This is a genomic window from Kitasatospora sp. NBC_01539 (assembly GCF_045040525.1).
GTDB lineage: Bacteria > Actinomycetota > Actinomycetes > Streptomycetales > Streptomycetaceae > Kitasatospora.
Genome location: NZ_CP109390.1, coordinates 6309781 through 6334471 on the forward strand (window position 1 = coordinate 6309781; position 24691 = coordinate 6334471).

Genomic DNA, 24691 nt, shown 5'->3' on the forward strand with positions numbered 1-24691 from the left:
CCCTACCCGCCACGGGGTTAGGGTCGGTGCTCATGGGGATCGGTGGGGACTGGCGCAGGCGGCTGGTGGGGCGGCGTGCGCTGGTGGCGTATGTGGTGGTGGCGGTGCTGATCGCTGTGGGGGCGGTCAGCACCGCCACCGGCGGTTCCGGCGCCGCGGTGCGACAGGAGGACCGCCTCCTCGCCATGCCCGAGACCCCGGGCAGCACGGCGACCGTGCAGATCGACACCTCCTTCTTCACCACCGGCAGCTCGCCGCGGCCCGCCGTCCTCCTCGCACACGGCTTCGGCGGTTCCAAGGAGGGCGAGCGCGCCCGGGCCGAGCAGCTCGCCCGCTCCGGCTACGCCGTGCTGACGTGGTCCGCCCGGGGCTTCGGGCACTCCGGTGGCCGGATCGGCCTGAACGCCCCCGACCGCGAGATCCAGGACGTCACCCGGCTCGTCGACTGGCTCGCCCAGCGTCCCGAGGTGCAGCTCGACAAGGCCGGAGACCCCCGGGTCGGCATCACCGGCGCCTCGTACGGCGGCGCCGCCGCCCTGCTCGGCGCCGCCTACGACCCCCGGGTCGACGCGGTCGCGGCCGGCATCACCTGGTGGAACCTCGCCGACGCGCTGTTCCCGCAGGCCGCACAGGGCTCGACCGCGGCGGACGGCGTCTTCAAGAAGCTGTGGGCGGGCCTCTTCTTCACCACCGGCTCCGCCGACGCCCCGACCGGTGCCGCCCCGCAGGGCGGCGCGGGCACCGGGCAGCAGGGCCCGGTCGGCTGCGGCCGCTTCCTCGACTCCCTGTGCACCATGTACAACCGGGTCGCCACCGCCGGACGGCCGGACGCGGACGCGGTCGCCGCCCTGGAGGCGTCCAGCCCGTCCTCGGTCGCCGACCGGATCACGGTGCCGACCCTCGTCGTGCAGGGCCAGCAGGACTCGCTGTTCCCGCTCGACCAGGGCGACCGGATCGCCCGCGCCGTCGCCGCCAACGGGGCCCCCGTCGCCGTCGACTGGTTCGCCGGCGGCCACGACGGCGGCACCGAGGGCAGCGAGCGCACCGACGCCCGCGTCACCGCCTGGTTCGACCACTACCTCGCGGGCAAGCCCGCCGACACCGGCCCGGCGTTCCGCGTCACCCGCACCGGCGGCGTCGACTCCACCGGCTTCGAGGCCGTCCTGCGCGGCGCCGACGCCCCCGCCTACCCCGGCCTCGGCGGCACCGCCACCCGCAGCGTCGAGCTCGCCGGCCGCGCACAGACGATCGCCAACCCGCCCGGCGGCGCCCCGCCGAACATCTCCACCGTGCCCGGCATCGGCGCCCTCTCCCAGGCCGCCGCCCTCGGCACCGGCCTCGCCGTCGACTTCCCCGGCCAGTACGCGACCTTCGACTCCACCCCGCTCGACCAGGCCCTCGACCTCACCGGGCAGCCGCGCGTCTCCGTCACCGTGCACGCCGACCGGCCGGACGCGGTGCTCTTCGCCAAGCTCTACGACGTCGGCCCGGACGGCCGGCAGACCCTGCCGCAGCAGCTCGTCGCCCCGCTCCGGGTCACCGGCGCCGACGCGGCCGGCGGCCGCACCGTCGAGGTCGCGCTACCCGCCGTCGACCACTCCTTCGCGGCCGGGCACCGCGTGCGGCTCGTCCTCGCCTCCACCGACCTCGCGTACGCCTCGCCGGCGCAGCCCGCCGTCTACACCGTCGCCGTGGCCGGCCCGCTGACCGTACCGACCGTGGCCGCCCTGCACACCGAGCCCGCGCCGCTGCCCGCCCGGGTCTGGCAGCTGCCGCTGCTCGCCGTGGCCGCCGCGGCCGCGCTGCTCCTGCTGCGCCGCCGTCGCCGCCCGCAGGTGCCGGCCGACCCGGCGCTCGCCGGCGTGCCGCTGGAGATCACCGGGCTCTCCAAGCGCTACAAGGGCGCCGCCGACCGGTACGCCGTCCGCGACCTGTCGTTCCGCGTCGAACAGGGCCAGGTGCTGGGCCTGCTCGGCCCCAACGGCGCGGGCAAGACCACCACCCTGCGCATGCTCATGGGCCTGATCGGCCCCGACGCCGGCGAGATCCGGATCTTCGGCCACGCCGTGCGGCCCGGCGCACCCGTGCTCTCCCGGGTCGGCGCGTTCGTCGAGGGCGCCGGCTTCCTGCCGCACCTCAGCGGCCGGGCCAACCTGGAGCTGTACTGGCAGGCCACCGGCCGTCCCGCCGAGGACGCCCACCTGGACGAGGCCCTCGCCATCGCCGACCTCGGCGAGGCACTCGCCCGCCCGGTGCGCACCTACTCGCAGGGCATGCGGCAGCGCCTCGCCATCGCCCAGGCCATGCTGGGCCTGCCCGACCTGCTGATCCTCGACGAGCCGACCAACGGCCTCGACCCGCCGCAGATCCGCGAGATGCGCGGCGTCATGATCCGCTACGCCGCCGCCGGGCGCACCGTCATCGTCTCCAGCCACCTCCTCTCCGAGGTCGAGCAGAGCTGCACCCACCTCGTCGTCATGGACCACGGCCGGCTCGTCACCGCCGGCCCGGTCGCCGACATCGTCGGCGCGGGCGAGCAGCTCCTCGTCGCCACCGGCGACGGGTACGGCCCCGAGGAGCTGGCCGCCGCCGCGGAGAAGGCCGCCGCGCTCGACGGCGTCGCCGGGGCCACCGTCGTGCCCGGCGGACTGCTCGTGCAGCTCGACGGCACCGGCGCGGCCCGGCTCGTCGCCGAACTCGTGCGCCTCGACGTGCCGGTGGAGCGGGTCGGCCCGCACCGCCGCCTGGAGGACGCCTTCCTCTCCCTGATCGGGGGCCCCGCATGAGCACCACCTCCACCGCCACGGCCGCCGCGGGCTACTCGGCGCGGCGCACCCTGCCGCTGCGGGTGGAGGCCGTCCGCCAGCTGCGCCGACGCCGCACGATGGTGATCGCCGGGGTGCTCGCCGCGCTGCCGTTCGTCGTCCTCGTGGCGTTCCGCATCGGGGGCACCCCGGACCGGCCCGGCCGCACCACCTTCATCGAACTCGCCACCGCCTCCGGGCCCAACTTCGCCGCCACCCTGCTCTTCATGGGCACCGGCTTCCTGCTGGTCATCCCGGTCGCGCTGTTCTGCGGCGACACCGTGGCCTCCGAGGCCGGCTGGTCGTCGCTGCGCTACCTGCTGGCCGCGCCCGTGCCGCGGGCCCGGCTGCTCGCCCGCAAGCTGACGGTCGGGCTGGCCTTCTCGGCCGCCGCGATCCTGCTGCTCCCGCTGGTCGGGCTCGCGGTCGGCACCGTCGCGTACGGCTGGGGCGACCTGCAGCTGCCCGCCGGCACCAGCCTGCCCGCGGCCGAGGCGCTGCCCCGGCTCGGCCTCGCCGTGCTGTACGTCTTCGTCGCCGAACTCGTCGTCGCCGCGCTCGCGTTCTGGCTCTCCACCGCCACCGACGCGCCGCTCGGCGCGGTCGGCGGCGCGGTGTTCCTCACCATCGTCACCGGGGTCCTCGACGCCATCACCGCGCTCGGCGACCTCCGCGAGTGGATCCCCGCACACTGGCAGTACGCCTGGGCCGACGCCCTCCAGCCGCAGCTCGAATGGGGCGGCATGATCCAGGGCGCCTCCCTGTCGGTGTCGTACGCGATCGTGCTGATCGCACTGGCCTTCCGCGGGTTCGCCCGCAAGGACATCGTGTCCTGACGGCCCCGCGGGAAAATCGCTGGGCACCCGGCGGCGCGCTGCGTTATGTTCGCTCCCGCGGGCGGCTCCGCGGCGTGCTTCCTTCTCACTTCTCCTGAAACCGGCCAGCGCGCCCCCTCTCCGCCCGCCTCCTCCTTTTCCGCCTCCCCGGAGGGCACTTCCGTATGCCCCGAGTCGCCTCGGCCGACGCCGACGCCGATCTCGACCTCGACTTCTTCCTCCTCCGCCGCCGCGGTGCCGTGTGCGTGCCGCCCGGCGACCTGCTGCCCGCCGCCGACCCGTGGAGCACCGACGGGCTGGTCGCCCTGGACGCCGACCTCGCGCAACGCGGGTACCTCCTCACCGTAGGGCTCCGGGCCGCGCTCGGCCGGCTCGCCCCGACCGCACTGGCCCGCACCGGTGGGGCGCTGCTCGCCCGCATCGACCACCTGCTCGGTGCGGACCGCCGCCATCTCACGCTGTTCCACCGCTTCCCCGACGCCGTGCCCGACCACGCCCACCTGCTGTACTCGCGGCAGATCCGGGCGTTCCTGCTCAACCAGCCGCGCCAGCCCTGCGCCCACTGCGGGCGGTCCGGCGGTGAGGCGGGCATCGGCGCGCTCGCGCCCTGCGCCCACCTGCTCTGCGTGGCCTGCCACGACGGCCTCGCGGCCGAGGGGCGGGCCGGCGCCTGCCCGCTGTGCGGCTCCCCGCTCGCCCCCGAGCCGTACCTCGGGGAGGACAACCCGCAGGGCCGCAAGGCGGCCGAGGAGTTCGGCGGCGACCAGGCCCTGCGGACGCTGCGCCTCGCCGAGGGCGACACCGTCACCGTCGCCATGGCGGAGCTCGGCCGACTGCTCGCCCGCCGCACCCCGCTCGACCCGCAGGACCGCGACGACCTGGTCGCCCTGCTCGCCCTCGCCCCGGACGACCTCGCCGACCGGCTGCCCGAGCGGATCCCGGTGCGCGAGACCAAGGCGGTCGTCCTCGCGGCCCTGCTGCGACGCGACCCGGAAGCTGCCCTGCCGGTGCTCGCCACGCGCATCGACACCGCCACGGACGTGCTGCGCCTGCTGTGGGTGCGGTCCGGTGCGGAGCCCGATCTCCTGCCCGCCACCGCCCGCCGGCTGCGTCTGCGCAACCTGTCGCGGCCGCTCCGCCGCGCCCTGCTCGCCCTGCTCGACGCCCTGCCCCTCGCCGGGCTCGCCGAGGACCTGCGGAGGCACCGCTCGGCCTGGCTGCGGGCCGGCGAACTCCTCCATCCGTACGAGTACCGGCAGCGCTTCCCGAACGTCGCGGCCGCGTTCGCGCTGCTGCGCGGGACGGACCTGCGGGATCACCCGGTCGGCGCCGAGTTCGCCGAACCGCCCGTGCCGCTGAGGGCGGTGGAGTCCGGGGGGCGTACCCGGCTGGGCTTCACCGGCTTCGCCGGGCAGGTCGAGGGCCTGCTCGCGGCCGGAGACGTGCCCGGCGCCCTGCAGGTGCTCGCCGGACGTCCCGGCGAGCTGACCCGCCGACTGCACCACGTGCTGCGGGTGCACGCCGCCGTCCGGCCCGGCGAGCCGCTGCCCGACGACGTCCTGCGCACCCTGGCCGGCGCGCTGCGGTCGGTCGCGCCCGGCCCGCTGCTCGGTGCGTACGGGCGGCTGCGCGGCCCGCGGGAGCAGGGCGAGCGGCGGCTGTACTTCCCTCGCGGCGCGGTGTCGCTGGCGTATGCGCGGGAGGACCACGGCACCGTCGTGCCGGCCGCGTCGAGCGGTCCGGTGTGCGCGCTGATCGAGGCGGAGCTGCTGCGCCGGGCCTCCGGCGAGCGGTACGGCCTGGCCCTGCTGGACGAGGGGCTGGACGATCTGGTGGCGCCGTTCGCGGAGCGGGCGGCCTCCCGCACGCTGGTCGCGGTGCCGCGCGGCAGTCGGCAGGCCCTGCCCTCCGGCGACCGGCTGCGGCTCTTCCTGCACTGGATGCAGCCCGTGCACCTGCGGGTCGACCTCGACCTGTCGGTGGCGCTGTACGACGCCGAGTGGCGGTTCACCGGCCTGTGCGACTTCACCGAGCTGGTGCACGGGGACCGGGCGGCCGTGCACTCGGGGGACTTCGTCTCCGCGCCGCCGCCGGACGGTGCCACGGAGTTCGTCGACCTCGACCTGCCCCGGCTCACCGGCGGGGGCGCCCGGTACGCCGTCATGATCGTGTTCAGCTACAACGACGTCCCGTTCGAGCAGCTGACGGACGCCTTCGCCGGTTTCCTGCAACTCGCCGCGGCGGACCGGGCGGCCGGGCACTACGACCCGAAGGCCGTCCGGCAGCGGCTCGACCTGATGGGCGACGCCAAGGTGTGCGTCCCGATGATCGTCGACCTGGCCGACCGGCGGTACGTCTGGACGGACCTCAACACCGGTGCGGACGGCGGTTTCCACAGTGTGCGCCGGCACCACGCCGAGGTCGGCGGACTCTGCCGCGACGTGCTCGCACACTTCGCGGAGGGCCGCCGGGCCACCCTGTGGGACCTCGCCTCGGCGGTGGCCGCCGCGGGCTCCGACGAGGTGCTCGTCCGGGAGCGGGACGGCGGCGGTGTGCAGGTCTGGCGCCGGGGCGGCGGCGAGTCGGTGGCGGAGTTCGCCGCCCGGCTGCGGGACCGGCGCGCCCCCGACGCGCGGGAGGGACGGCCGCTCACCGAACGGCTCGCCGGGCAGCGGGCGTTCGTCGCGCTGGTCGACGGCGACGTGCCCGCGCCGGAGACGATGTCCGGCACCGCGTACCGGCTCCACCCGGGCCCGTTCGACGCGGCACCGGAGGAGGTCGACCGCCTCACCGCGGGCGACCTGGTGGCCCGTTTCGGACCGGGCACCTGAGCCGTCCGTGCGGACGCCCCGCCTGCCGGCCGGCGGGCGGGGCATCCGCACGGGCGGGTGCGTCACTTCACGGGGGAGGAGACCCGTTCGACCTGCTGGGTGCCGGTGCGGGTGCGGTAGGAGCGGGTCCACCGGGCGGTGGCGTCCTGGCGGGTGCGGTCGGAGAGCACGTAGTAGTCCATCTGCACGGCCTGCGGGGTGACGTCGAGGACGCCGTAGCCGTGCGAGTCGAGGTCGACCCACTTGATGTGGCGGTTGGCGGCCTTGATGGCGCCGGCCGCCAGCAGCGAGACGGTCTGCGGTGCGACCTTGAGGAAGTCGTCGATGTTGTCGGAGCTGACCGAGGTGACGACGAACTCGGTGGCGGCGCTGCCGGAGAGCGGGTAGGTGGCGGCCTCGAACGGCACGTCGGCGGCCCAGGCGGAGTGGATGTCGCCGGTGAGGAAGACCGTGTTGCCGATGCCGTTGCTCCGCAGGTGGCCGAGGAGTTCGCGGCGGTCGTGGGTGTAGCCGTCCCACTGGTCGGGGTTGACGGCGAGGCCCTCGCCGGGCAGGCCGAGCAGCTGGGCGAGCGGGCGCAGCAGGTAGTCGGGCAGCGAGAGGAAGGCGACCGGCGAGATCATCACCTCGTTGCCGATGAGCCGCCAGGTGGTGTCGGAGGCCGACAGGCCGGCCTTCAGCCAGTCGAGCTGGGCGCGGCCGGTGAGGGTGCGGTCGGCGGAGTCGACCTCACCGCCGGCCGTCTTCGCCTGCGCGGAGCGGAACGACCGGAGGTCGAGCAGGTGCAGGTCGGCGAGCTTGCCGTAGCGCAGCCGCCGGTAGGTGGTGCCGGCGACCGAGGGGCGTACCGGCATCCACTCGAAGTACGCCTGCTTGGCGGCCGCCTGCCGGGCCGCCCAGTCGCCCTCGGTGCCGGGGGTGTGGTTCTCGGCGCCGCCCGACCAGGCGTCGTTGGCGAACTCGTGGTCGTCCCAGATGGCGATGGTGGGCACGATCGCGTGGAGGGCCTGCAGGTCGGTGTCGGTCTTGTACCGGCCGTGCCGGGCACGGTAGTCGGCGAGGGTGGTGATCTCGTGCGCGGGCTCGTGCGGACGCACGACGGTGCCCGCCGCGCAGAACTCGCCGCTCTTGTACTCGTAGATGTAGTCGCCGAGGAAGAGGAAGACGTCGAGGTCGCCACGGGCGGCCAGGTGCCGGTACGCGGAGAAGTAGCCGGCCTCCCAGTTGGCGCAGGAGGCGACGCCGAGGCGCAGCCGGTCGAGGACGGCGTCGTCGGCGGGGGTGGTGCGGGTGCGGCCGGCGGGGGAGGTGGTGCCGCCTGCGGTGAAGCGGTACCAGTAGGCGGTGTCGGGGGCCAGGCCGCGGACGTCGACCTTGACGGTGTGGTCGGTCGCGGCGTCGGCGGTCACCGTGCCGCTGGCGCGGACGGCGGTGAACGCCCTGTCGGTGGCGACCTGCCAGAGGACCTCGGTGGCGGGCCCGGCGCCGGAGCCGGGGACGGCCTCCGGGGTGGGCGTCACCCGGGTCCAGAGCAGCAGGCCGTCCGGCAGCGGGTCGCCGGAGGCGACGCCGTGCAGGAACCGCGGTGCGGCGAGGGCGGGCGCCGGGGCGCCGGCGGCCGTCGCGGATCCTGCGGTGATCGGCAGGACGGCCGCGCCGGCGGTGAGGGCGGCGGCCTTCAGCACCCGGCGGCGGCGCGGGTGGGCGGCGGCGGGAGTCGTGGAGTCGGTGGGCTCAGTCACATCCGCCAAGGCTACTGACGGGTAATCATTTGTCCATACTCTGGGACGACTGTTCGTCGGCTCTTCACCCGGCCGTCCCCTCCCGCCGGGTCCCCGGTGCCCGGGCGCCCCCGCCGGCATGCGGGATCATGGACGTGGCACCGCACGCGAGCGAAGGAAAACCCCGTGGCCCAGATCGTCCTCTTCCACTCCGCCTACGGCCTGCGCCCGGCCGTCCACGCCGCCGCCGACCGGCTGCGCGCCGCCGGCCACCAGGTCCACACCCCCGACCTCTACGACGGCCGCACCTTCGACGACGTCGAGGAGGGCATGGCCTACAAGGAGGAGCTCACCAACGACGAGCTGCTGCGCCGCGGCGTCACCGCCGTCGCCCCGCTGCTCGCCGCCGACGGGCCCGACGGCCCCGGCCTCGTCTACGCGGGCTTCTCGCTCGGCGGCGCCGTCGCGCAGAACCTCGCCCTCGCCGACGACCGCGCCCTCGGCCTGCTGCTTTTGCACGGCACCTCCGACATCCGCGACGACGCCTCGACCGCGGTGCCCGTGCAGCTGCACGTGGCCGAGCCCGACCCGTTCGAGTCCGAGGACTGGCTGAACGCCTGGTACCTGCGGATGACCAAGGCCGGCGCCGACGTCGAGGTGCACCGCTATCACGGCGCCGGGCACCTCTACACCGACCCCGACCTGCCCGACCACGACGCCGAGGCCGCCGGGCGCACCTGGGCCGCCGCCCTCGCCTTCCTCGCCGACCTGGACGGCTGACTGGCTGACCGGCTGACCGGCTGACCGGCGTCGACCCGGACGGCCGACCGGCGCGGCCCGGTGCGGGCGGCCCGGACGGCCCGGGGCGCGCGGCGGCGGCCCGACCGGCCGCCGCCGCGGTGCCGCGCCTACAGGCCGGGGATGCGGCCGTTGCGGAAGAGGTCGACGAAGACCTGGTGGTCGCGGCGCGCCCGGTCTCCGTACGCGTGGGCGAAGGCGACGAGCATGTCGGCGAAGCCCTCCTCGTCGCGGGAGATCGCCTCGTCGATGGCGTGCTCGGTGGAGAACGGCACCAGGCTGTGGCCGCTGGAGGACTCGTCGGCGGCGGCGTGCATGCTGGCCGTCGCCCGGCCGAGGTACTCGGTGACGGTGCGCAGGTCGTCAGGCTCGATGAGGTCCGTCCAGTCGAGGTCGGCGGCGTACGGGGAGACCTCGGCGACCAGCTGGCCGCGGCCGTGCAGGGTGGTGTAGCCGAGCCACGGGTCGCTGTGCGCCTGCAGGGCGCGCTGCGAGATGACGGTGCGGTGGCCCTCGTGCGTGAAGTAGTCGCGGATCTCCGGGTCCGTGACGTGCCGGGCGACCGCCGGGGTCTGGCCCTGCTTCATGTAGATGATGACGTCGTTCTCCAGGGCGTCGGTGTGCCCCTCCAGCAGCAGGTTGTACGAGGGCAGGCCGGCGCTGCCGATGCCGATGCCGCGGCGGCCGACCACGTCCTTCACGCGCAGCGCGTCCGGGCGGGTGCGGGAGGCGGGCGGCAGGGTCTCCAGGTACGCGCCGAAGGCGTCGAGGACCTCGCCGCGGGTGGTGTCGTCGAGCTCGAAGGCGCCGCCGCCGATGCGGAAGCGGCGGTCGTAGCCGTCGATCACGGTCTCCGAGTCGAGCAGGGAGACCCGGGTCTGCAGGCGGGCGCGGCGCAGGGTGTCGAGGATCGGTCCGTCGGCGGTGTCCAGGGTGTACTGCGAGGAGTCGCCGCGCGCGACGAGGTCGGAGATCCGGCCGCGGTAGGCGGCGGCGAAGGCGCGCACCAGGCCGGTGATCGTGTCGTCGGACAGCGCCTTCGCGTAGCCGATGAGGGCGAGGCTCGCCGCGAGCCGCTGGACGTCCCAGGTGAAGGCGCCGACGTACGCCTCGTCGAAGTCGTTGACGTTGAAGACCAGCCGGCCCTCGGCGTTGAGGTAGCTGCCGAAGTTCTCCGCGTGCAGGTCGCCGTGGATCCACACCCGGCCCGTCCGGTCGTCGAGGAACGGCGAGCCGTGCCCGGCGAACGGCCCCTCGGTGACATCGGCGTAGAAGAGCGCGGCGGTGCCCCGGTAGAAGGCGAACGCGGAGGCGGCCATCTTCCGGAACTTCACCCGGAACGCGCCCGGGTCCTGGGCCAGCAGCTCGCCGAACGCGGAGTCGAACACCCGCAGGACGGTCTCGGAGCGCTCGGGCTCCCGGTCGGCGAGTGTGGGCTGGTCGGCCATGGTGCGTCAGTCCTTCGGTGGTGCGGGCGGTCTCGCACCGAATCATCCCCGGGCGGGCCCGTCCCCGTCCCGTCGGGGCGGGCCGCTCCGGCGGACGGCCGACCGTCACGGCGCCCGGTACGGCCCGTCCGCGGGCGAACCGCCGGGCGCGGGCAGCGGGGAGTGCGCGGGTGACACGGGTCTGCGCGTCGCGGCGACCACCGCCACCACCGCCCCCGCGAGGACGACGGCGACGGCCGGCTCCAGCACGGCGACCAGGTCGCGGAGCGGCAGGGAGAGGATGTCCGTGCCGGTCGAGAGGGCGGTGAACAGCTGGGTGCCCGCGCCGGAGCAGGCGATCACCGGCAGCAGTGCCACGGCGGCCGGCCGCACCCAGCGGGCGCCGTTGAACGCGGCCGCCGCGAGGGTGAGGAGCGCGGCGCACACCACCGCGACCGGCGTGAAGAAGCCCGCCATGGCCAGGAGGTCGAGGTCGGCGTTCCGGTGCGCGAGGCGGAACACCGCGTCGTAGCGGCCGGTGGCGAGGTCGGAGACCAGCAGCGTGAGGTCGAGGGCCAGCTGGACGAGCATCAGCACCCCGATCGCGACGAGCCCCCCGCCGTGCCCCGCCGCTCCGTACGCCTGCCGTGCCGTCTGGTCGTATGCCATGGGCCCCCCTTGTCGACGTCGTCGGGCCGACCGTAGCGGCCCCGGGTGAACGCGTGGTCGTCTGCGCGGGCGTGTCCCCCGGGCGCCCGGGCCGTCGGCCGACCGGCCGCCCCGACCGTCAGCCGACCGGCGGTGCGGGCGGGCCCTGCGGAGCCGCGTCGGCCGGGCCCGCCGGGGCGCCCTGCGGCTTCGGCGGCGGTCCGCCGGGCACGCCCGGCGCGGGGTACGGCGCAGGTGCGGGCGGTGCGGGCGTGTACGGCGCTGCGGCCTGCGGGGCCGGTGCCTGCGGTGCGGGTGCGTACGGCGCCTGGGCCTGTGGCGCCGGTGCGTACGGGGTCGGGGCCTGCGGGAAGGCGGCAGCGGGCAGGCCCGGCCCGCCCGGCGCGGTGCCGGCCGTCCGGGTCGCCGCCACGACCACGCCGACCGCGATGCCGATCACGACGGCCAGCACGGCCGTCAGGTTGAGCCACAGGTTGCTCGTCGGGTCCGCGAAGTGCGCGCGGGAGCTGCCGTGCACCAGCTGGTTGAACAGCCCGGACGCGGCCGAGAAGGCGTTCACGGCGAGCAGCGCGGTGGCGGCCGGCCGCACCCAGGAGCGCCGGGTGAACGCGGCCACGGCGAGCACCACCAGGGCGGCGCAGAGCGCGGTGTCGTACGGGAAGAACCCGACGGGCGCCCCGACGTACTCCGCGTACGAGTAGCCGACCGTCACCGACAGGTAGCCGGCGCCCGCCTCGGCGAGGTCGTAGCCGAGCACGCAGAGCTCGGCCACGAGCAGGACGAGCAGCAGCACGCCGATCACCGCCGTCCCGCCCGATCCGCCGGTCCCGGCCGGGCGGGCCGGGCGCGGCGCGGGCGGCGCGTACGCCCCCCACGGCGTGGCCGGGGCGGCCGCCGGGTGCGGGGTCCACGGGCCCGGCTGCGGCGGGACGCCCTGCGGGGGCCACGCCGCGGGCGGGCCCGGCGGCGGGTACGGGCCGGCCTGCGGTGTCCGGTCCGCGTACGGGTTGCCCGCCCCGTACGGCTCGTTCTGCCCCTGCGTCATGGCCGCCCCCTGGTCCGTAGCCGTTCGTGCCCGAGGCTAGCGCCGCGGGAGCCCCGGGCGGAACACGTGTGCCGTACCGTGACCCGGCGTGCGGATGTGAGGGACACGGGGACACTCCCGGCGTGTGGGGTGGCGGCTGCGGCGGGGGACTAGACTCGACCCCGCGAACGCGGAAGCCGTGGTCCGGGCCCTGGAGGTGGCTCGGGCCTTACGTGTTTCGGACCGCTTCGCCCGTCCGTACCGAGACACCGGAGGCCCCGCCTTGAGCGACCAGCCGTACGCGCACCTGCACGTTCACACCGAGTACTCGATGCTGGACGGCGCCGCCCGGCTGAAGCAGCTCTTCAAGGAGGTCGAGCGGCTCGGGCAGACCCATGTGGCGATGACCGACCACGGCAACATGTACGGCGCCGCGGAGTTCCACAAGCAGGCGACCGCCGCCGGCATCACCCCGGTGATCGGCATCGAGGCGTACGTCGCGCCGGAGGCGCGCTCCAACACCAAGCGCATCCTGTGGGGCCAGCCACACCAGAAGAAGGACGACGTCTCGGCGTCCGGCGCCTACACCCACAAGACCATCTGGGCCCGCAACAGGGAGGGCCTGCACAACCTCTTCAAGCTGACCTCGCGCTCCTACGCCGAGGGCTGGCTCGTGAAGTGGCCCCGGATGGACAAGGAGATCATCGCCGAGCACGCGGCCGGCCTGATGGCCACCACCGGCTGCCCCTCCGGCGAGGTGCAGACCCGCCTGCGGCTCGGCCAGTTCGACGAGGCGGTCAGGTCGGCCTCCGACTACCGCGACATCTTCGGCGCCGAGAACTACTTCCTGGAGCTGATGGACCACGGCCTCGACATCGAGAAGCGGGTCCGCGACGGCCTCCTGGAGATCAGCAAGAAGCTGAACATCCCGCCGGTGGTCACCAACGACTCGCACTACACCACCGAGTCCGACGCCGGCGCGCACGACCTCCTGCTCTGCGTGCAGACCGGCAAGAACCTCTCCGACCCGGACCGCTTCCGCTTCGACGGCACCGGCTACTACATCAAGTCGGCCGCCGAGATGTACGGCCTCGACACCTCCGACGCCTGGCAGGAGGGCTGCCGCAACAGCCAGCTCCTCGTCGCCTCCCGCGTCGACACCGCCGGCATGTTCGAGTTCAAGAACCTCATGCCGCGGTTCCCCATCCCGGAGGGCTTCGAGTCCGAGTCGGACTTCTTCCGGTCCAAGGTCTGGGAGGGCATGGACTGGCGCTTCCCCGGCGGCTACGACGAGGAGCACAAGAAGCTCGCCGAGTACGAGATGGACACCATCATCCAGATGGGGTTCCCGGCGTACTTCCTCGTCGTCGCCGACTTCATCATGTGGGCCAAGGAGCAGGGCATCGCGGTCGGCCCCGGCCGAGGCTCCGCGGCCGGCTCGCTCGTCGCGTACGCCATGGGCATCACCGACCTCGACCCCATCCCGCACGGCCTGATCTTCGAGCGCTTCCTCAACCCCGAGCGCATCTCCATGCCCGACGTCGACATCGACTTCGACGAGCGCCGGCGCGGCGACGTGATCCGCTACGTGACGGAGAAGTGGGGCTCCGACAAGGTCGCCATGATCGTCACGTACGGCACCATCAAGGCGAAGGCCGCCATCAAGGACTCCTCGCGGGTCCTCGGCTACCCGTACGCGATGGGCGACCGCATCACCAAGGCGATGCCGCCGGACGTCATGGGCAAGGGCATCCCGCTCTCCGGCATCACGGACACCGCGCACCCCCGCTACGGCGAGGCCGGCGAGATCCGCGGCCTCTACGAGACCGACCCGGACATCCGCAAGGTCATCGACACCGCGCGCGGCATCGAGGGCCTGATCCGCCAGCCCGGCGTGCACGCCGCCGGCGTCATCATGTCCGCCGAGCCGCTCACCGACCACATCCCGGTCTGGACCCGGCACTCCGACGGCGTCACCATCACGCAGTTCGACTACCCCACCTGCGAGGGCCTCGGCCTTCTCAAGATGGACTTCCTCGGCCTGCGCAACCTGACGATCATGGACGACGCCGTCAAGGCGATCGAGAAGAACAAGGGCATCAAGATCGAACTCCTCGATCTGCCCCTCGACGACAAGCCGACCTACGAACTCCTCGCGCGCGGCGACACCCTCGGCGTCTTCCAGCTCGACGGCGGCCCCATGCGCTCGCTGCTGCGCCTGATGAAGCCCGACAACTTCGAGGACATCTCCGCCGTCCTGGCGCTCTACCGGCCGGGCCCGATGGGCGTCAACTCGCACACCAACTACGCGCTCCGCAAGAACGGCCAGCAGGACATCACCCCGATCCACCCGGAGCTGGAGAAGCCCCTGGAGGAGATCCTCAAGCCGACCTACGGCCTGATCGTCTACCAGGAGCAGGTGCAGAAGGCCGCGCAGATCCTCGCCGGCTACTCCCTCGGCCAGGCCGACCTGCTGCGCCGCGCCATGGGCAAGAAGAAGAAGGAGATCCTGGAGGCGGAGTTCGTCCCCTTCCAGCGGGGCTGCCGCGAGCACGGCTACTCCGACGCCGCGATCCAGGCCGTCTGGGACGTCCTCGTCCCCTTCTCCGGCTACGCCTTCAACAAGGCGCACACCGCCGGCTACGGCCTCGTCTCGTACTGGACGGCCTACCTCAAGGCCAACTTCCCGGCCGAGTACATGTCCGGCCTGCTCACCTCGGTCAAGGACGACAAGGACAAGTCCGCGATCTACCTCAACGAGGCCCGGAAGATGGGCATCAACGTCCTGCCGCCGGACGTCAACGAGTCGGACGGCGACTTCACACCGCACGGCGACGACACCGTGCGCTTCGGCCTCACCGCCATCCGCAACGTCGGCGGGCCGGTCGTCGAGTCGATGATCCGCACCCGCAAGTCCAAGGGGAAGTTCTCCTCCTTCCCCGACTTCCTCGACAAGGTCGAGTCGGTGGTCTGCAACAAGCGCACCGTCGAATCCCTCATCAAGGCAGGCGCGTTCGACTCCCTCGGCCACACCCGCAAGGGCCTGACCGCGCAGTTCGAGCCGATGATCGACAACGTCGTCGGCGTCAAGCGCAAGGAGGCCGAGGGGCAGTTCGACCTCTTCGGCGGCGACACCGTCAGCGACGAGCCCGGCTTCGGCCTCGACGTCGTCTTCTCCGAGGAGGAGTGGGAGAAGTCGTTCCTGCTCACCCAGGAACGCGAGATGCTCGGCCTCTACGTCTCCTCGCACCCCCTGCACGGCATCGAGCACGTGCTCTCCGACAAGGCCGACTGCGCCGTCGCCGACCTCGCCGAACGCCCCGACGGCGCCATCGTCACCATCGGCGGCATCATCTCGGGCCTGCAGCGCAAGATGACCAAGCAGGGCAACGCCTGGGCCATCGCCACCGTCGAAGACCTCGCCGGCTCCATCGACTGCATGTTCTTCCCCGCCAGCTACCAGCTCGTCTCCTCCCAACTCGTCGAGGACGCCGTCGTGTTCGTCCGCGGCAAGCTCGACAAGCGGGAGGACGTGCCCCGGCTCATGGGCATGGAACTCTCCGTCCCGGACCTCTCCAACGCCCACGCCGACGCGCCGATCGTCATCAACATCCCCAGCGGGCGCATCACCCCGCCGCTGGTCTCCCGCCTCGGCGAGGTGCTCACCCACCACAGGGGCACCACCGAGGTACGGCTGCGCCTGGAGGGCCGCAACAAGACCACCGTGCTGCGCCTCGACCGGCACCGGGTGAAGTCCGACCCGGCCCTCTTCGGCGACCTCAAGCAGCTCCTCGGCCCGAGCTGCCTCGCCGTCTGACCCGCGCGACGGAGGAGGGCCCCGCCGGGCATCCGGCGGGGCCCTCCGTCGCGAGCGGGCTCAGTGCTCCTTGACCACCAGGGTCCGGCCCGCCTTGTCGTGGATGCACTGCTGCAGCGGCTTGTCCCACAGCTGCCACAGGTCGTCGAGCAGCGAGAAGAACGCGCCCACCGTCGACAGGGACTGCGGCACCGCGTAGACCGCCGAGCGGGCCCACAGCCGGCCGTCCGCCGGGCGGCCGCCGTCGTCGGCCTCCACCACCCGCAGCCGCATGACCTTCTTGCCGACGGTCTGCTGACCCGCCGCCAGCATCATGCCGATCTCGTAGCCCAGCGTCACCACGGCCATCGCGAGGGAGGCCAGGCCCGGTGTCCGACCGCCGAACAGCACGAACAGCACCACCGACGGGACGAGCAGCACCGCGAAGTCGACCAGCCGGGCGAGGAAGCGCTCGCCGAACGACGCCAACGTCCGCGACCCGGGCGGCACCGGCCCGCCGTACCCGCGCGGCGTGAGCCACCGCGGCAGCGGCGACCCGTACCGCCCGTCGCCTTGCGGGGTGCCCTCGAAAGGCTGCCGGGCGTGCGGGACGCCGCCGGGCGGTGCCTGCCCGGACGGCGCCGGCCCGCCGGGCTCGCCGTAGGGGTTCTCCTTCGCGGTACTGCCGTACGGGTTCTGCCCCGGGTCGGTCGGACGACCGTGCCCCGTGGGATCGTCGGTGCTCATGCTCTCCCGGCTCGTCTCGTGCAGGACCGCCGAACGCGGTCGCTGCGCACGCCAGTTCTACCGGCTGCGCACCCCGCGGCGACAGCCCCTCCGGGCAACCCCGGGTGAACGCCCGTCAACGCCAGCGGTAACGGCGGCGCAGGCTGTCGACCACGGTGTTGAAGCGGGCCCGGTCCAGCGCGCAGGCCTCGCGGCGCATCCCGCCGTCCCACACCCGCATCACCCGGTCGAGGGCGACCCACGAGTCGCGCCCGGACTTGTCCCACGGCCCGGCGCCGATCGGCACCCAGTCGCGGTCACCGGTGTGCCCCTTGCTGGAGAGCATGACGGCCAGCAGGCTGCCGCCGTCCTCCCGGGCCACGACCAGCACCGGCCGGTCCTTGCCGCGCCCGTCCCGCTCCTCGTACGGCACCCACGTCCAGACGATCTCGCCCGGGTCGGGGTCGCCGTCGTGCTTCGGGGAGTACTCGGTGCGGACGGCGCCCACCTCGTACGCCTCCACCTCGACGGTCGCGTCGGGGCCGTGACGGCCGGGGACGTCCTCGTTGATCAGCTCAGCCATGCGCGAAGGGTAGCGGGTGCGGCCCGGCCGGCATCCGGTGGCCCGCACCCCCCGTCGACCTCCGCCGGCCGGCCCGACGGCGGCCCGCCCGGCGTCAGTTCACCGGCGGGGTTCCGCCCAGGGCCGGCGGGACGGCCGTGTGCAGCGCGGCCGTGAAGGCGCCGACGGCCGGGTGGCCCGCCCCGCCCGCGCGGAAGGCGGTGCGGGTGCGCCGGTACATCGGCAGCCGGGTCAGGGCGACGCCGGCGGGCGTGCCGCCGGCGGTGCCCAGGTGCGGGACGAGGGCGACGCCCTGCCCGACGGCCACCAGGGCGAGCACGGTGGCGAAGTCGTCGATGTGGTGCCGTACACGTGGTGTGAACCCGGCCTGCTGGCAGGCCCGCAGGGCCATCGCGTGGCAGAGCGTCCCCGGCGGGGACATGATCCACGGGGAGTCGCGGTGCCCGGCGACCGTGCCCGGGGCGGCCGCGGCGAGGTACATCGGTTCGGTGAAGACCGGCTGGGTCAGGGCGAGTCCGGGTTCGGGCTCGGCCGGCACGAGGTCGTACTCGTGCACGAGCGCGACGTCGAGCTCTCCGGCGCGCAGCGCGGCGGCGACGGCGGCCGGGTCGACCTCGGTGACCATCGGCTCCAGCCCGGGGTGGCGGGCGGTGAGCTCGGCGAGGGCGGCGGGCATGACGGCGCGCGCCGCGGACGGGTAGGTGCCGATCCGCAGCGGGCCGGCCAGGCCGCGGCGGGCGTGGGCGAGTTCGGCGCCGGCCTGTTCCAGGAGTTCGAGGACGGCTTCGGCGTGCCGGACGAGGTTCCGGCCGGCGGGGGTGAGCGCCACCCGGCGGCCGGTGCGTTCCAGCAGGGGCACGCCGGCCTCCCGTTCCAGCACGGAGAGCTGCTGGGAGACGGCGGACGGACTGAAGGCGAGCGCCTCGGCGACCGCGGCGATCGTGCCGTGGTGGGCGAGTTCGCGCAGCAGGCGCAGGCGGCGGACATCGAGCATCGGCTCAGCTTACGAGAAGCCTCGGAAACGTGAACTGGACCTGCACGATGCCGGGCGGCAGGCTCGTCGGCATGGAACCGCTGGAACCGCTTGAAGCACCGGAACCCCGCGCACCGCTGGCACCGCCGGCCCTGCACGGCATTCACGTCCCGCTGGTCACACCCTTCGCCGCGGACGGCTCCGTGGCGGTCGACGCCCTGGAGGGCCTGGCCCGCGACGTGCTCGCGCAGGGCGCGACCGGTCTCGTCGCCCTCGGCACCACCGGCGAGCCGGCCACCCTCGACGAGGAGGAGCGGCAGACCGTCGTCGAGGTGCTGGCCCGCGTCGCCCGCGCGCACGGCGCCCACCTGACCGTCGGTGCGGGCAGCGGCGACACCCGCCGCAGCGTCGGGGCGCTCGCCGCCCTGGACGGCGTCGCGGACGCCGCGCTGGTGACCGTGCCGGCCTTCGTCCGCGCGGGCGGGCCCGGGGTGCTGGCGCACTTCCGGCACCTCGCCGCGCACAGCCCCGTGCCGCTGGTCGTCTACCACGTGCCCCACCGCACCGGGCAGCCGCTCGGCGCCGACGTGCTCGGCGAACTCCTGCGGCTGCCCGGCGTGGCCGGGCTGAAGTACGCGACGGGCAGCCTCGACGAGGCCGCCGTGGAACTCCTCGGCGCCGGACACGACGGCGTGACGGCGGGCGACGACACCTACCTGTCGCCGATGCTCGCGCTCGGTGCGGCGGGCGGCATCACGGCCTCCGCGCACCTGGCGACCGCCCGCCACGCCGAACTTGCGGACGCCTGGCGCAAGGGCGACACCGACCGGGCCCGCGAACTCGGCCACCGGCTCGCGGCGCTCGCCCGCGCGGCCTTCGCCGAGCCGAACCCGGCGGTCGTCAAGGGCGTGCTGCACGCCCGGGGCCGCATCCCGACGCCGGACGTGCGGCTGCCGCTGCTGCCCGCGACCGCCCCCGCGGTGGCCGCCGCCCTGGAGCGCCTCGCCGCCCTCGACGAGGACTGAGTTCCCGTACGAATCGTATTCGGACGAATCCCCGTCCGCGCCGACCCGCCCCGCAGTTCTTCCGGGGCCCGCGGACTCCGCCCGCAGGCCGTTTCGGTACGGGCCCGCACGGCCCCGCGGCCGGCGGCCCACACCGTGGGACACCACGGCGGCCCCCGCCCGCGACAGGGCATGATGGCAGGGTGCGGACGGCGATCAAGCACAACCCGATCGAGCACGACACTGGAGGAAACGCAATGAGGATCGGCATCGTTGGGGCCACCGGCCAGGTGGGCGGCGTCGTCCGCGAGATCCTGGCGGAACGGGACTTCCCGGTCGAGCAGCTGCGGCTGTTCGCGTCGGCGCGTTCCGCCGGACGCACGCTGCCGTGGCAGGACACCGAGGTCACCGTCGAGGACGCGGCCACGGCGGACTACAGCGGCCTGGACATCGTGATCTTCTCCGCCGGCGGCTCCACCTCCAAGGCGCTCGCCCCCAAGGTCGCCGCCGCGGGCGCCGTCGTCGTCGACAACTCCTCGGCCTGGCGCCGCGACCCGCAGGTGCCGCTCGTCGTCGCCGAGGTCAACCCGCACGCGATCGCGGACCGCCCGCTCGGCATCATCGCCAACCCGAACTGCACCACCATGGCGGCCATGCCGGTGCTGCGCCCGCTGCACGAGGAGGCCGGCCTGGTCTCCCTGGTGGTCTCCACCTACCAGGCGGTGTCGGGCAGCGGCCTGGCCGGCGTGGCCGAGCTGCACGAGCAGGCCGGCAAGGTCGTCGAGAACGCCACCGCGCTCGTCCACGACGGCTCCGCCGTCGCGTACCCGGAGCCGGGCGTCTACAAGCGCCCGATCGCCTTCAACGTCATCCCGCTGGCCGGGTCGGTCGTCGACGACGGCTCCAACGAGACCGACGAGGAGCAGAAGCTCCGCCACGAGAGCCGCAAGATCCTGGAGATCCCCGAGCTCAAGGTCTCCGGCACCTGCGTGCGCGTGCCGGTCTTCACCGGCCACTCGCTGCAGGTCAACGCCCGCTTCGCCCGCCCGGTCGCCCCGGAGCGCGCGGTGGAGCTGCTGGCCGGCGCGCCGGGCGTCGAGCTGACGGACATCCCGACCCCGCTGCAGGCGGCCGGCCAGGACCCGACGTACGTGGGCCGGATCCGCGTCGACGAGACCGTCGACAACGGCCTGTCGCTGTTCCTCTCCAACGACAACCTGCGCAAGGGCGCGGCGCTCAACGCCGTGCAGATCGCCGAGCTGGTCGCCGCCGAACTCCGCGGCTGACCCGCCCCGCCGCGGCGGCCGGCCCCGCCCCCGTGAGCCACGGGGGCGGGGCCGGCCCGCGCGGCGACACCTGCACGGCGGCACCCGCGACGGGCAGGCCCCGCGCCGCTCAGCGGGTGCGGACCGGCATCTCCCGGGAGACCGCGTCGCCCGTCCACTTGTCGCCGGGCGCGTACCACTGGAAGTCACCGGGGCCGGTCACCTTCACACTCGCCTTCACCGTGCCGGAGGCGGCGGAGACCGCCCGGGCGACGGTCGTCCAGCGGTGCGAGCCCTCGGCACGGAACTGCAGGTACGCCACGCCGTCCTTGTAACCGTGGAACCTGTTGTCCGTCCAGAACGACCGCGCCAGCCAGCCCTGCACGGCGATCCGCTGTCCGGCCGTCGCCGTCGCCGGCACCCCCGACCCGGAGAGCTTCGCCGCGCGCTTCAGGGAGAACCCGCCCGTCGCCTTGCCGACGAAGCGGTCGCCGTCGTTCGCCGTCACCTGGAGGTCGACGAACCACGTGCCGGCCTCGTCGTTGAAGATCTCCTTCTTCACCGGGTCGACCGTCACCGTGCCCCGGCACACCGACTCGGTGCCCGGCCCGGCCGTGCAGCGCATCGCACCGACCTTCAGCACCCCGTAGTTGGGCCCCCAGACGCCCACCGGGTCGACCGCGCGGATCCCCGAGCCGTCGCGCGCCCGGACCACCAGGGGGAACGCCGCCGCCTTGGCGGGCCCCAGCAGGACCGGCTTGCCGTCGTTGACCGTGATCGACGTCACGGCGGTGTCGCCGTGCGAACGGTCGGTGGTGACGGTCGGCACCGCGAGCACGGCCACCGCCGAGCCCGCCGCCGCCGCGCACAGCGCCCAGGATGTCTTCCGCATGATCCGACCAGTATCGCCGCCGTCCGGGGGTGCTCCGGCACGTGGGGGTGCGCCCGCAGCGGTTCGGCGGCCGATCCGAGGGTAAGGACTGCCCAATTCCTCACTCCGTGAGGGGTACCCGGCCCCCGCCCCACCGGGGGCCACCGGAGGAGAGGAGCGGATGTGGACCGCTGCGTAGTCCTCGTCGACGCCGGCTACCTGTTGGGAGCCGCCGCCAGTCTGCTGGTCGGCGAGCCGTCCCGTTCCCGGGTGACCGTCGACCACCCCGTGCTGATCTCCGCGCTCCGCGAGCGCGCCGAGGCCGAGACCGGCCTGCCACTGCTGCGCGTCTACTGGTTCGACGCCGCTCCCGACCGCCGCCCGCTGCCCGAGCACCGCCGGCTGCGCGTGCTGCCCCGGGTGACCGTACGGCTCGGCGCGCTCACGCGCGCCGAGGGCCGGTGGGTGCAGAAGGGCGTCGACGCGGCCATGCACGCCGAGCTGACCGAGCTCGCCCGCAACCACGCCTGCGCCGACGTGGTGCTCGTCACCGGCGACGGCGACCTGCTGCCCGGCGTGATGTCGGCCAAGGAGCACGGCGTCGCCGTCCACCTGTGGGCGCTGCAGGCCGCCGACGGCGACTTCAACCAGTCCGAGGACCTCGTCGCCGAGGCCGACGAGCGCCGCGTGCTCGACCGCGCCTGGATGGAGCGCTGGGTACGGCTCCGCGACGTGCCGCCGCCCTACGCCGCCCCCGGCGCGCCGTCCCGGATCGCCACCCTGCTGGCCGCCCCGGCCGCCCCGCCCGCGGGCCCCGCCGCCGCACCGCTGCCGGTGCCCGCACCCGCCCCGGGCCGCCCGCAGCCGGCCGCCGCCCTCAAGGTCGTGCCCACCCCCAGGGACCTCGCCGCCCGCACCACCGTGCCCCACCCGTCCGCCCCCCAGCCCGCCGGGACGCCCCCGCAGTCCGCCGCCGCGCACGGCGGCCCCGTGCTGCGCTGGTCCTCCGACCGGGGCTGGGTGGACCGCCCGTCCGCCGACCCCGCCGCCACGGCCGGCGACGCCCTCCCGACGCTCGCCCAGCTCACCACCGCCGCCCAGCGCTGGACCGACCGCGAGGAGGACATCACCGGCATCGGCGGCGACGCCCACGAGGTCGGCCAGGTCTTCGCCCGCCGCTGGCTCGACCGCCTCGGCCCGGGGCGCCGCCCCGCCGCGCTGTGGGCCGACTACCCGCGCATCCCGCACCGCCTCGACGGCGAGCTGCTGCGCTACGCCGCCCGCTTCGGGCTGCTCGCCCACAAGGACGACCAGATCGACGAGGCCGACCGCTACGCGATCCGCGACGGCTTCTGGAAGGAGCTCGCAGCCCGCGTGCCCGGCGGCCGGGTGGCCCTCGCCGAGGAGTAGCCGCGCCCGCGGCCCGCCCGGGTCGGGCCCCGTCGTCCGGTTCGCGGGCCGCGGCGCGTAGAGTCTTCGACCGTGAGCACAACCGACCGGCCGGCACCGCAGGCCCCGCCGCGGGCCGTGGAGGACCGGGCCGGCCCGGCCTGCTGCACGGTGCGCGGCCTCGCCAGGTCGTACCGCAGCGGCACCGGTGCGAAGGCCGTCGAGGTCCGGGCCAACGACGGGATCGACCTGACCGTGCGGCGCGGCGAGATCTTCGGCCTGCTCGGCCCCAACGGCGCCGGCAAGTCGACCCTGGTGCGTCAGCTCACCGGCCTGCTGCGCCCCGACGCCGGCAGCATCGACATCCTCGGCCACGACATCGTGCGCCACCCCGAGCGGGCCGCCCGGCTGCTCGCCTACCTCGGCCAGGAGTCCACCGCACTGGACGAGCTGACCGTCGCGCTCGCCGCCGAGACCACCGGCCGGCTGCGCGGCCTCGGCCGGGCGCAGGCCCGCGCCGCGACCGCCGACGTGCTCGACGAGCTCGGCCTGGGGCCGATCGCGCATCGCCCGCTCGCCAAGCTGTCCGGCGGCCAGCGCCGACTCGCCTGCTTCGCCGCCGCCCTGGTGGGGGAGCGGCCGCTGCTCGTCCTGGACGAGCCCACCACCGGCATGGACCCGGTCGCCCGGCGCGCCGTCTGGTCGGCCGTCGACCGCCGCCGGGCGGAGCACGGCACCACCGTGCTGCTGGTCACCCACAACGTGATCGAGGCCGAGACCGTCCTCGACCGGGTCGCCGTCGTCGACGACGGCCGGGTCATCGCCTGCGACACCCCCGGCGGCCTCAAGGCGCTGGTCGACGGCGACGTCCGGCTCGACCTGGTGTGGCGCACCGACGCGCCCCTCGACGTCCCCGCCGTCGCCCTGCTCGCCGAACGCGCCGAGCGCACCGGCCGCCGCTGGACGGTGCGCACCACCCCCGACGAGGCCCGCGAGCTGGTGGCCGCCGTCACCAGCGGTGCCGCCTTCGCGGCCCTCGACGACTTCACCCTGGCCACGCCCAGCCTGGAGGACGCCTACCTCAAGCTCGGCGGCCGGCACAGCGGCCTGGCGAAGTAAGGACCCCGACGTGACGATCCTGGAAGCCCCGGCCCCCGCGGCCCCGCCGGTGCCCGCCGCCGAACTCGCGCCCGCCGCCCGGCTGCTGCCCTCGCTCGCCGCCGTGTACCGGGCGCAGCTCGCCCGGGCCCGGGTGGCCCGGATCCCGCTGCTTTTCGTCGCGACGTTCCAGTCGCTCGGCATCCTCGTCATGATGCGCGGCGTCGTCGAGCCGGGCGACAACCCGGCCGCGCACGCCGTCGTCGCCGGGTCGGCGGTGCTGGTGGTCGCGTTCGTCGCGCTGAACCTGCTCGCCCAGTACTTCGGGAGGCTCCGCGCCACCGGAGGCCTCGACCACTACGCGACGCTGCCGGTGCCGCCCGCCGCCGTGGTGCTCGGCGCGGCCGGCGCGTACGCCTCGTTCACCCTGCCGGGGTCGCTGGTGACGGCCGCCGCCGGCGCCTGGCTGTTCGACCTGCCGATCGCCCACCTGTGGGTGCTGCTGGCGGTCGTGCCGCTCGCCGGGGCCGCGCTCTCGGGCCTCGGCGCCGTCTGCGGCCTGCTCGCGCCCCGCCAGGAGATCGCCACCCTGCTCGGCCAGCTCGGCATGTCGGCGGCGCTGCTGCTCGGCGTCCTCCCGGCCGGCAACCTGCCGCAGCCCGTCACCTGGCTGCGCGACCTGCTGCCCTCGACGTACGGGGTCGAGGCGCTCGCCCGGACGTTCACGGCCTCGCCGGACTGGGCGGCCGTCCTCGGCGACCTCGGGGTCTGCGCGGCGGTGGGCCTGTGCTCGCTCACGGCGGCCACCTGGGCGTACCGGCGGGCCACCCGCTGAGGCGGTGATCGAACCGTGTCCGACCGGAGCGGGCCGGGTCG

Annotated in this window: 18 protein-coding genes; 10 read left to right on the top strand and 8 right to left on the bottom strand. The window is 74.7% G+C overall.

What is annotated here, in order from left to right:
* Positions 1-32 precede the first annotated feature (32 nt).
* The 3 genes from OG335_RS27345 to OG335_RS27355 all read left to right on the top strand — a co-directional run bounded on the left by OG335_RS27345 (position 33) and on the right by OG335_RS27355 (position 6471).
* A complete protein-coding gene (locus OG335_RS27345) occupies positions 33-2786 on the top strand; it encodes an alpha/beta fold hydrolase (protein ID WP_405013778.1) in 2754 nt (917 codons plus the stop codon).
* The gene (locus tag OG335_RS27350; protein WP_405013779.1) at positions 2783-3640 is read left to right on the top strand and encodes an ABC transporter permease; all 858 of its coding nucleotides are present in this window, start codon (positions 2783-2785) and stop codon (positions 3638-3640) included. The genes OG335_RS27345 and OG335_RS27350 overlap by 4 nt, the downstream gene beginning before the upstream one ends.
* 164 nt (positions 3641-3804) lie before the next feature.
* Positions 3805-6471: an MXAN_6230/SCO0854 family RING domain-containing protein gene (locus OG335_RS27355; protein WP_405013780.1), complete on the top strand. Its 2667-nt coding sequence runs from the start codon at positions 3805-3807 to the stop codon at positions 6469-6471.
* 62 nt (positions 6472-6533) lie between these two features.
* On the opposite strand, the gene OG335_RS27360 is transcribed toward OG335_RS27355, so the two are convergent.
* Complete coding sequence (locus tag OG335_RS27360) at positions 6534-8213, bottom strand: alkaline phosphatase D family protein (protein ID WP_405013781.1); 1680 nt, start codon at positions 8211-8213, stop codon at positions 6534-6536.
* A gap of 165 nt (positions 8214-8378) precedes the next feature.
* Here OG335_RS27360 and OG335_RS27365 point away from each other — a divergent pair, with 165 nt between their 5' ends.
* Positions 8379-8972, top strand: coding sequence for a dienelactone hydrolase family protein (locus OG335_RS27365; protein ID WP_405013782.1), 594 nt, complete (start codon positions 8379-8381; stop codon positions 8970-8972).
* A gap of 128 nt (positions 8973-9100) precedes the next feature.
* On the opposite strand, the gene OG335_RS27370 is transcribed toward OG335_RS27365, so the two are convergent.
* The 3 genes from OG335_RS27370 to OG335_RS27380 all read right to left on the bottom strand — a co-directional run bounded on the left by OG335_RS27370 (position 9101) and on the right by OG335_RS27380 (position 12131).
* Positions 9101-10438 carry a DUF2252 domain-containing protein gene (locus OG335_RS27370; protein WP_405013783.1) on the bottom strand — a complete coding sequence of 446 codons (1338 nt, stop codon included), beginning with the start codon at positions 10436-10438 and terminating at the stop codon, positions 9101-9103.
* A 105-nt stretch (positions 10439-10543) separates the two neighbouring features.
* Positions 10544-11086, bottom strand: a complete 543-nt coding sequence (locus OG335_RS27375) for a hypothetical protein (protein WP_405013784.1) — start codon at positions 11084-11086, stop codon at positions 10544-10546.
* 118 nt (positions 11087-11204) lie between these two features.
* On the bottom strand, positions 11205-12131 hold the full coding sequence (locus OG335_RS27380; protein WP_405013785.1) for a hypothetical protein: 927 nt from the start codon (positions 12129-12131) through the stop codon (positions 11205-11207).
* A gap of 262 nt (positions 12132-12393) precedes the next feature.
* Here OG335_RS27380 and dnaE point away from each other — a divergent pair, with 262 nt between their 5' ends.
* On the top strand, positions 12394-15927 hold the full coding sequence (dnaE, locus tag OG335_RS27385) for a DNA polymerase III subunit alpha (protein ID WP_405013786.1): 3534 nt from the start codon (positions 12394-12396) through the stop codon (positions 15925-15927).
* Positions 15928-15987: 60 nt separating this feature from the next.
* Here dnaE and OG335_RS27390 read toward each other — a convergent pair whose 3' ends face one another.
* The 3 genes from OG335_RS27390 to OG335_RS27400 form a co-directional block, all read right to left on the bottom strand.
* Entirely contained in the window at positions 15988-16653 is a 666-nt protein-coding gene (locus OG335_RS27390) for an RDD family protein (protein WP_405013787.1), read from the bottom strand.
* A gap of 115 nt (positions 16654-16768) precedes the next feature.
* Positions 16769-17215 (bottom strand): type II toxin-antitoxin system PemK/MazF family toxin, encoded by a 447-nt coding sequence (locus tag OG335_RS27395; RefSeq protein WP_405013788.1) that lies wholly within the window; start codon positions 17213-17215, stop codon positions 16769-16771.
* A 94-nt stretch (positions 17216-17309) separates the two neighbouring features.
* Positions 17310-18209 (bottom strand): LysR substrate-binding domain-containing protein, encoded by a 900-nt coding sequence (locus OG335_RS27400; protein WP_405013789.1) that lies wholly within the window; start codon positions 18207-18209, stop codon positions 17310-17312.
* Between the two features lie 29 nt (positions 18210-18238).
* Here OG335_RS27400 and OG335_RS27405 point away from each other — a divergent pair, with 29 nt between their 5' ends.
* A complete protein-coding gene (locus OG335_RS27405) occupies positions 18239-19213 on the top strand; it encodes a dihydrodipicolinate synthase family protein (RefSeq protein WP_405013790.1) in 975 nt (324 codons plus the stop codon).
* Positions 19214-19449: 236 nt separating this feature from the next.
* Complete coding sequence (locus tag OG335_RS27410; RefSeq protein ID WP_405013791.1) at positions 19450-20478, top strand: aspartate-semialdehyde dehydrogenase; 1029 nt, start codon at positions 19450-19452, stop codon at positions 20476-20478.
* Between the two features lie 109 nt (positions 20479-20587).
* On the opposite strand, the gene OG335_RS27415 is transcribed toward OG335_RS27410, so the two are convergent.
* The gene (locus tag OG335_RS27415; RefSeq protein WP_405013792.1) at positions 20588-21349 is read right to left on the bottom strand and encodes a hypothetical protein; all 762 of its coding nucleotides are present in this window, start codon (positions 21347-21349) and stop codon (positions 20588-20590) included.
* Positions 21350-21511: 162 nt separating this feature from the next.
* Between OG335_RS27415 and OG335_RS27420 the strand changes: the two genes are divergently transcribed.
* The 3 genes from OG335_RS27420 to OG335_RS27430 all read left to right on the top strand — a co-directional run bounded on the left by OG335_RS27420 (position 21512) and on the right by OG335_RS27430 (position 24650).
* On the top strand, positions 21512-22738 hold the full coding sequence (locus OG335_RS27420) for an NYN domain-containing protein (protein ID WP_405013793.1): 1227 nt from the start codon (positions 21512-21514) through the stop codon (positions 22736-22738).
* A 72-nt stretch (positions 22739-22810) separates the two neighbouring features.
* Positions 22811-23836 carry an ABC transporter ATP-binding protein gene (locus OG335_RS27425; RefSeq protein ID WP_405013794.1) on the top strand — a complete coding sequence of 342 codons (1026 nt, stop codon included), beginning with the start codon at positions 22811-22813 and terminating at the stop codon, positions 23834-23836.
* Positions 23837-23846: 10 nt separating this feature from the next.
* Positions 23847-24650 carry an ABC transporter permease gene (locus OG335_RS27430; RefSeq protein WP_405013795.1) on the top strand — a complete coding sequence of 268 codons (804 nt, stop codon included), beginning with the start codon at positions 23847-23849 and terminating at the stop codon, positions 24648-24650.
* Positions 24651-24691: the final 41 nt, after the last annotated feature.

Bases quoted from the DNA above. Each gene is read 5' to 3' on its own strand.
- OG335_RS27410 (WP_405013791.1), top strand. From the start codon at position 19,450: ATGAGGATCGGCATCGTTGGGGCCACCGGCCAGGTGGGCGGCGTCGTC.
- OG335_RS27395 (WP_405013788.1), bottom strand. From the start codon at position 17,215: ATGGCTGAGCTGATCAACGAGGACGTCCCCGGCCGTCACGGCCCCGAC.
- OG335_RS27415 (WP_405013792.1), bottom strand. From the start codon at position 21,349: ATGCGGAAGACATCCTGGGCGCTGTGCGCGGCGGCGGCGGGCTCGGCG.
- OG335_RS27400 (WP_405013789.1), bottom strand. From the start codon at position 18,209: ATGCTCGATGTCCGCCGCCTGCGCCTGCTGCGCGAACTCGCCCACCAC.
- OG335_RS27375 (WP_405013784.1), bottom strand. From the start codon at position 11,086: ATGGCATACGACCAGACGGCACGGCAGGCGTACGGAGCGGCGGGGCAC.
- OG335_RS27390 (WP_405013787.1), bottom strand. From the start codon at position 16,653: ATGAGCACCGACGATCCCACGGGGCACGGTCGTCCGACCGACCCGGGG.
- OG335_RS27355 (WP_405013780.1), top strand. From the start codon at position 3,805: ATGCCCCGAGTCGCCTCGGCCGACGCCGACGCCGATCTCGACCTCGAC.
- OG335_RS27350 (WP_405013779.1), top strand. From the start codon at position 2,783: ATGAGCACCACCTCCACCGCCACGGCCGCCGCGGGCTACTCGGCGCGG.
- OG335_RS27345 (WP_405013778.1), top strand. From the start codon at position 33: ATGGGGATCGGTGGGGACTGGCGCAGGCGGCTGGTGGGGCGGCGTGCG.
- OG335_RS27380 (WP_405013785.1), bottom strand. From the start codon at position 12,131: ATGACGCAGGGGCAGAACGAGCCGTACGGGGCGGGCAACCCGTACGCG.
- OG335_RS27370 (WP_405013783.1), bottom strand. From the start codon at position 10,438: ATGGCCGACCAGCCCACACTCGCCGACCGGGAGCCCGAGCGCTCCGAG.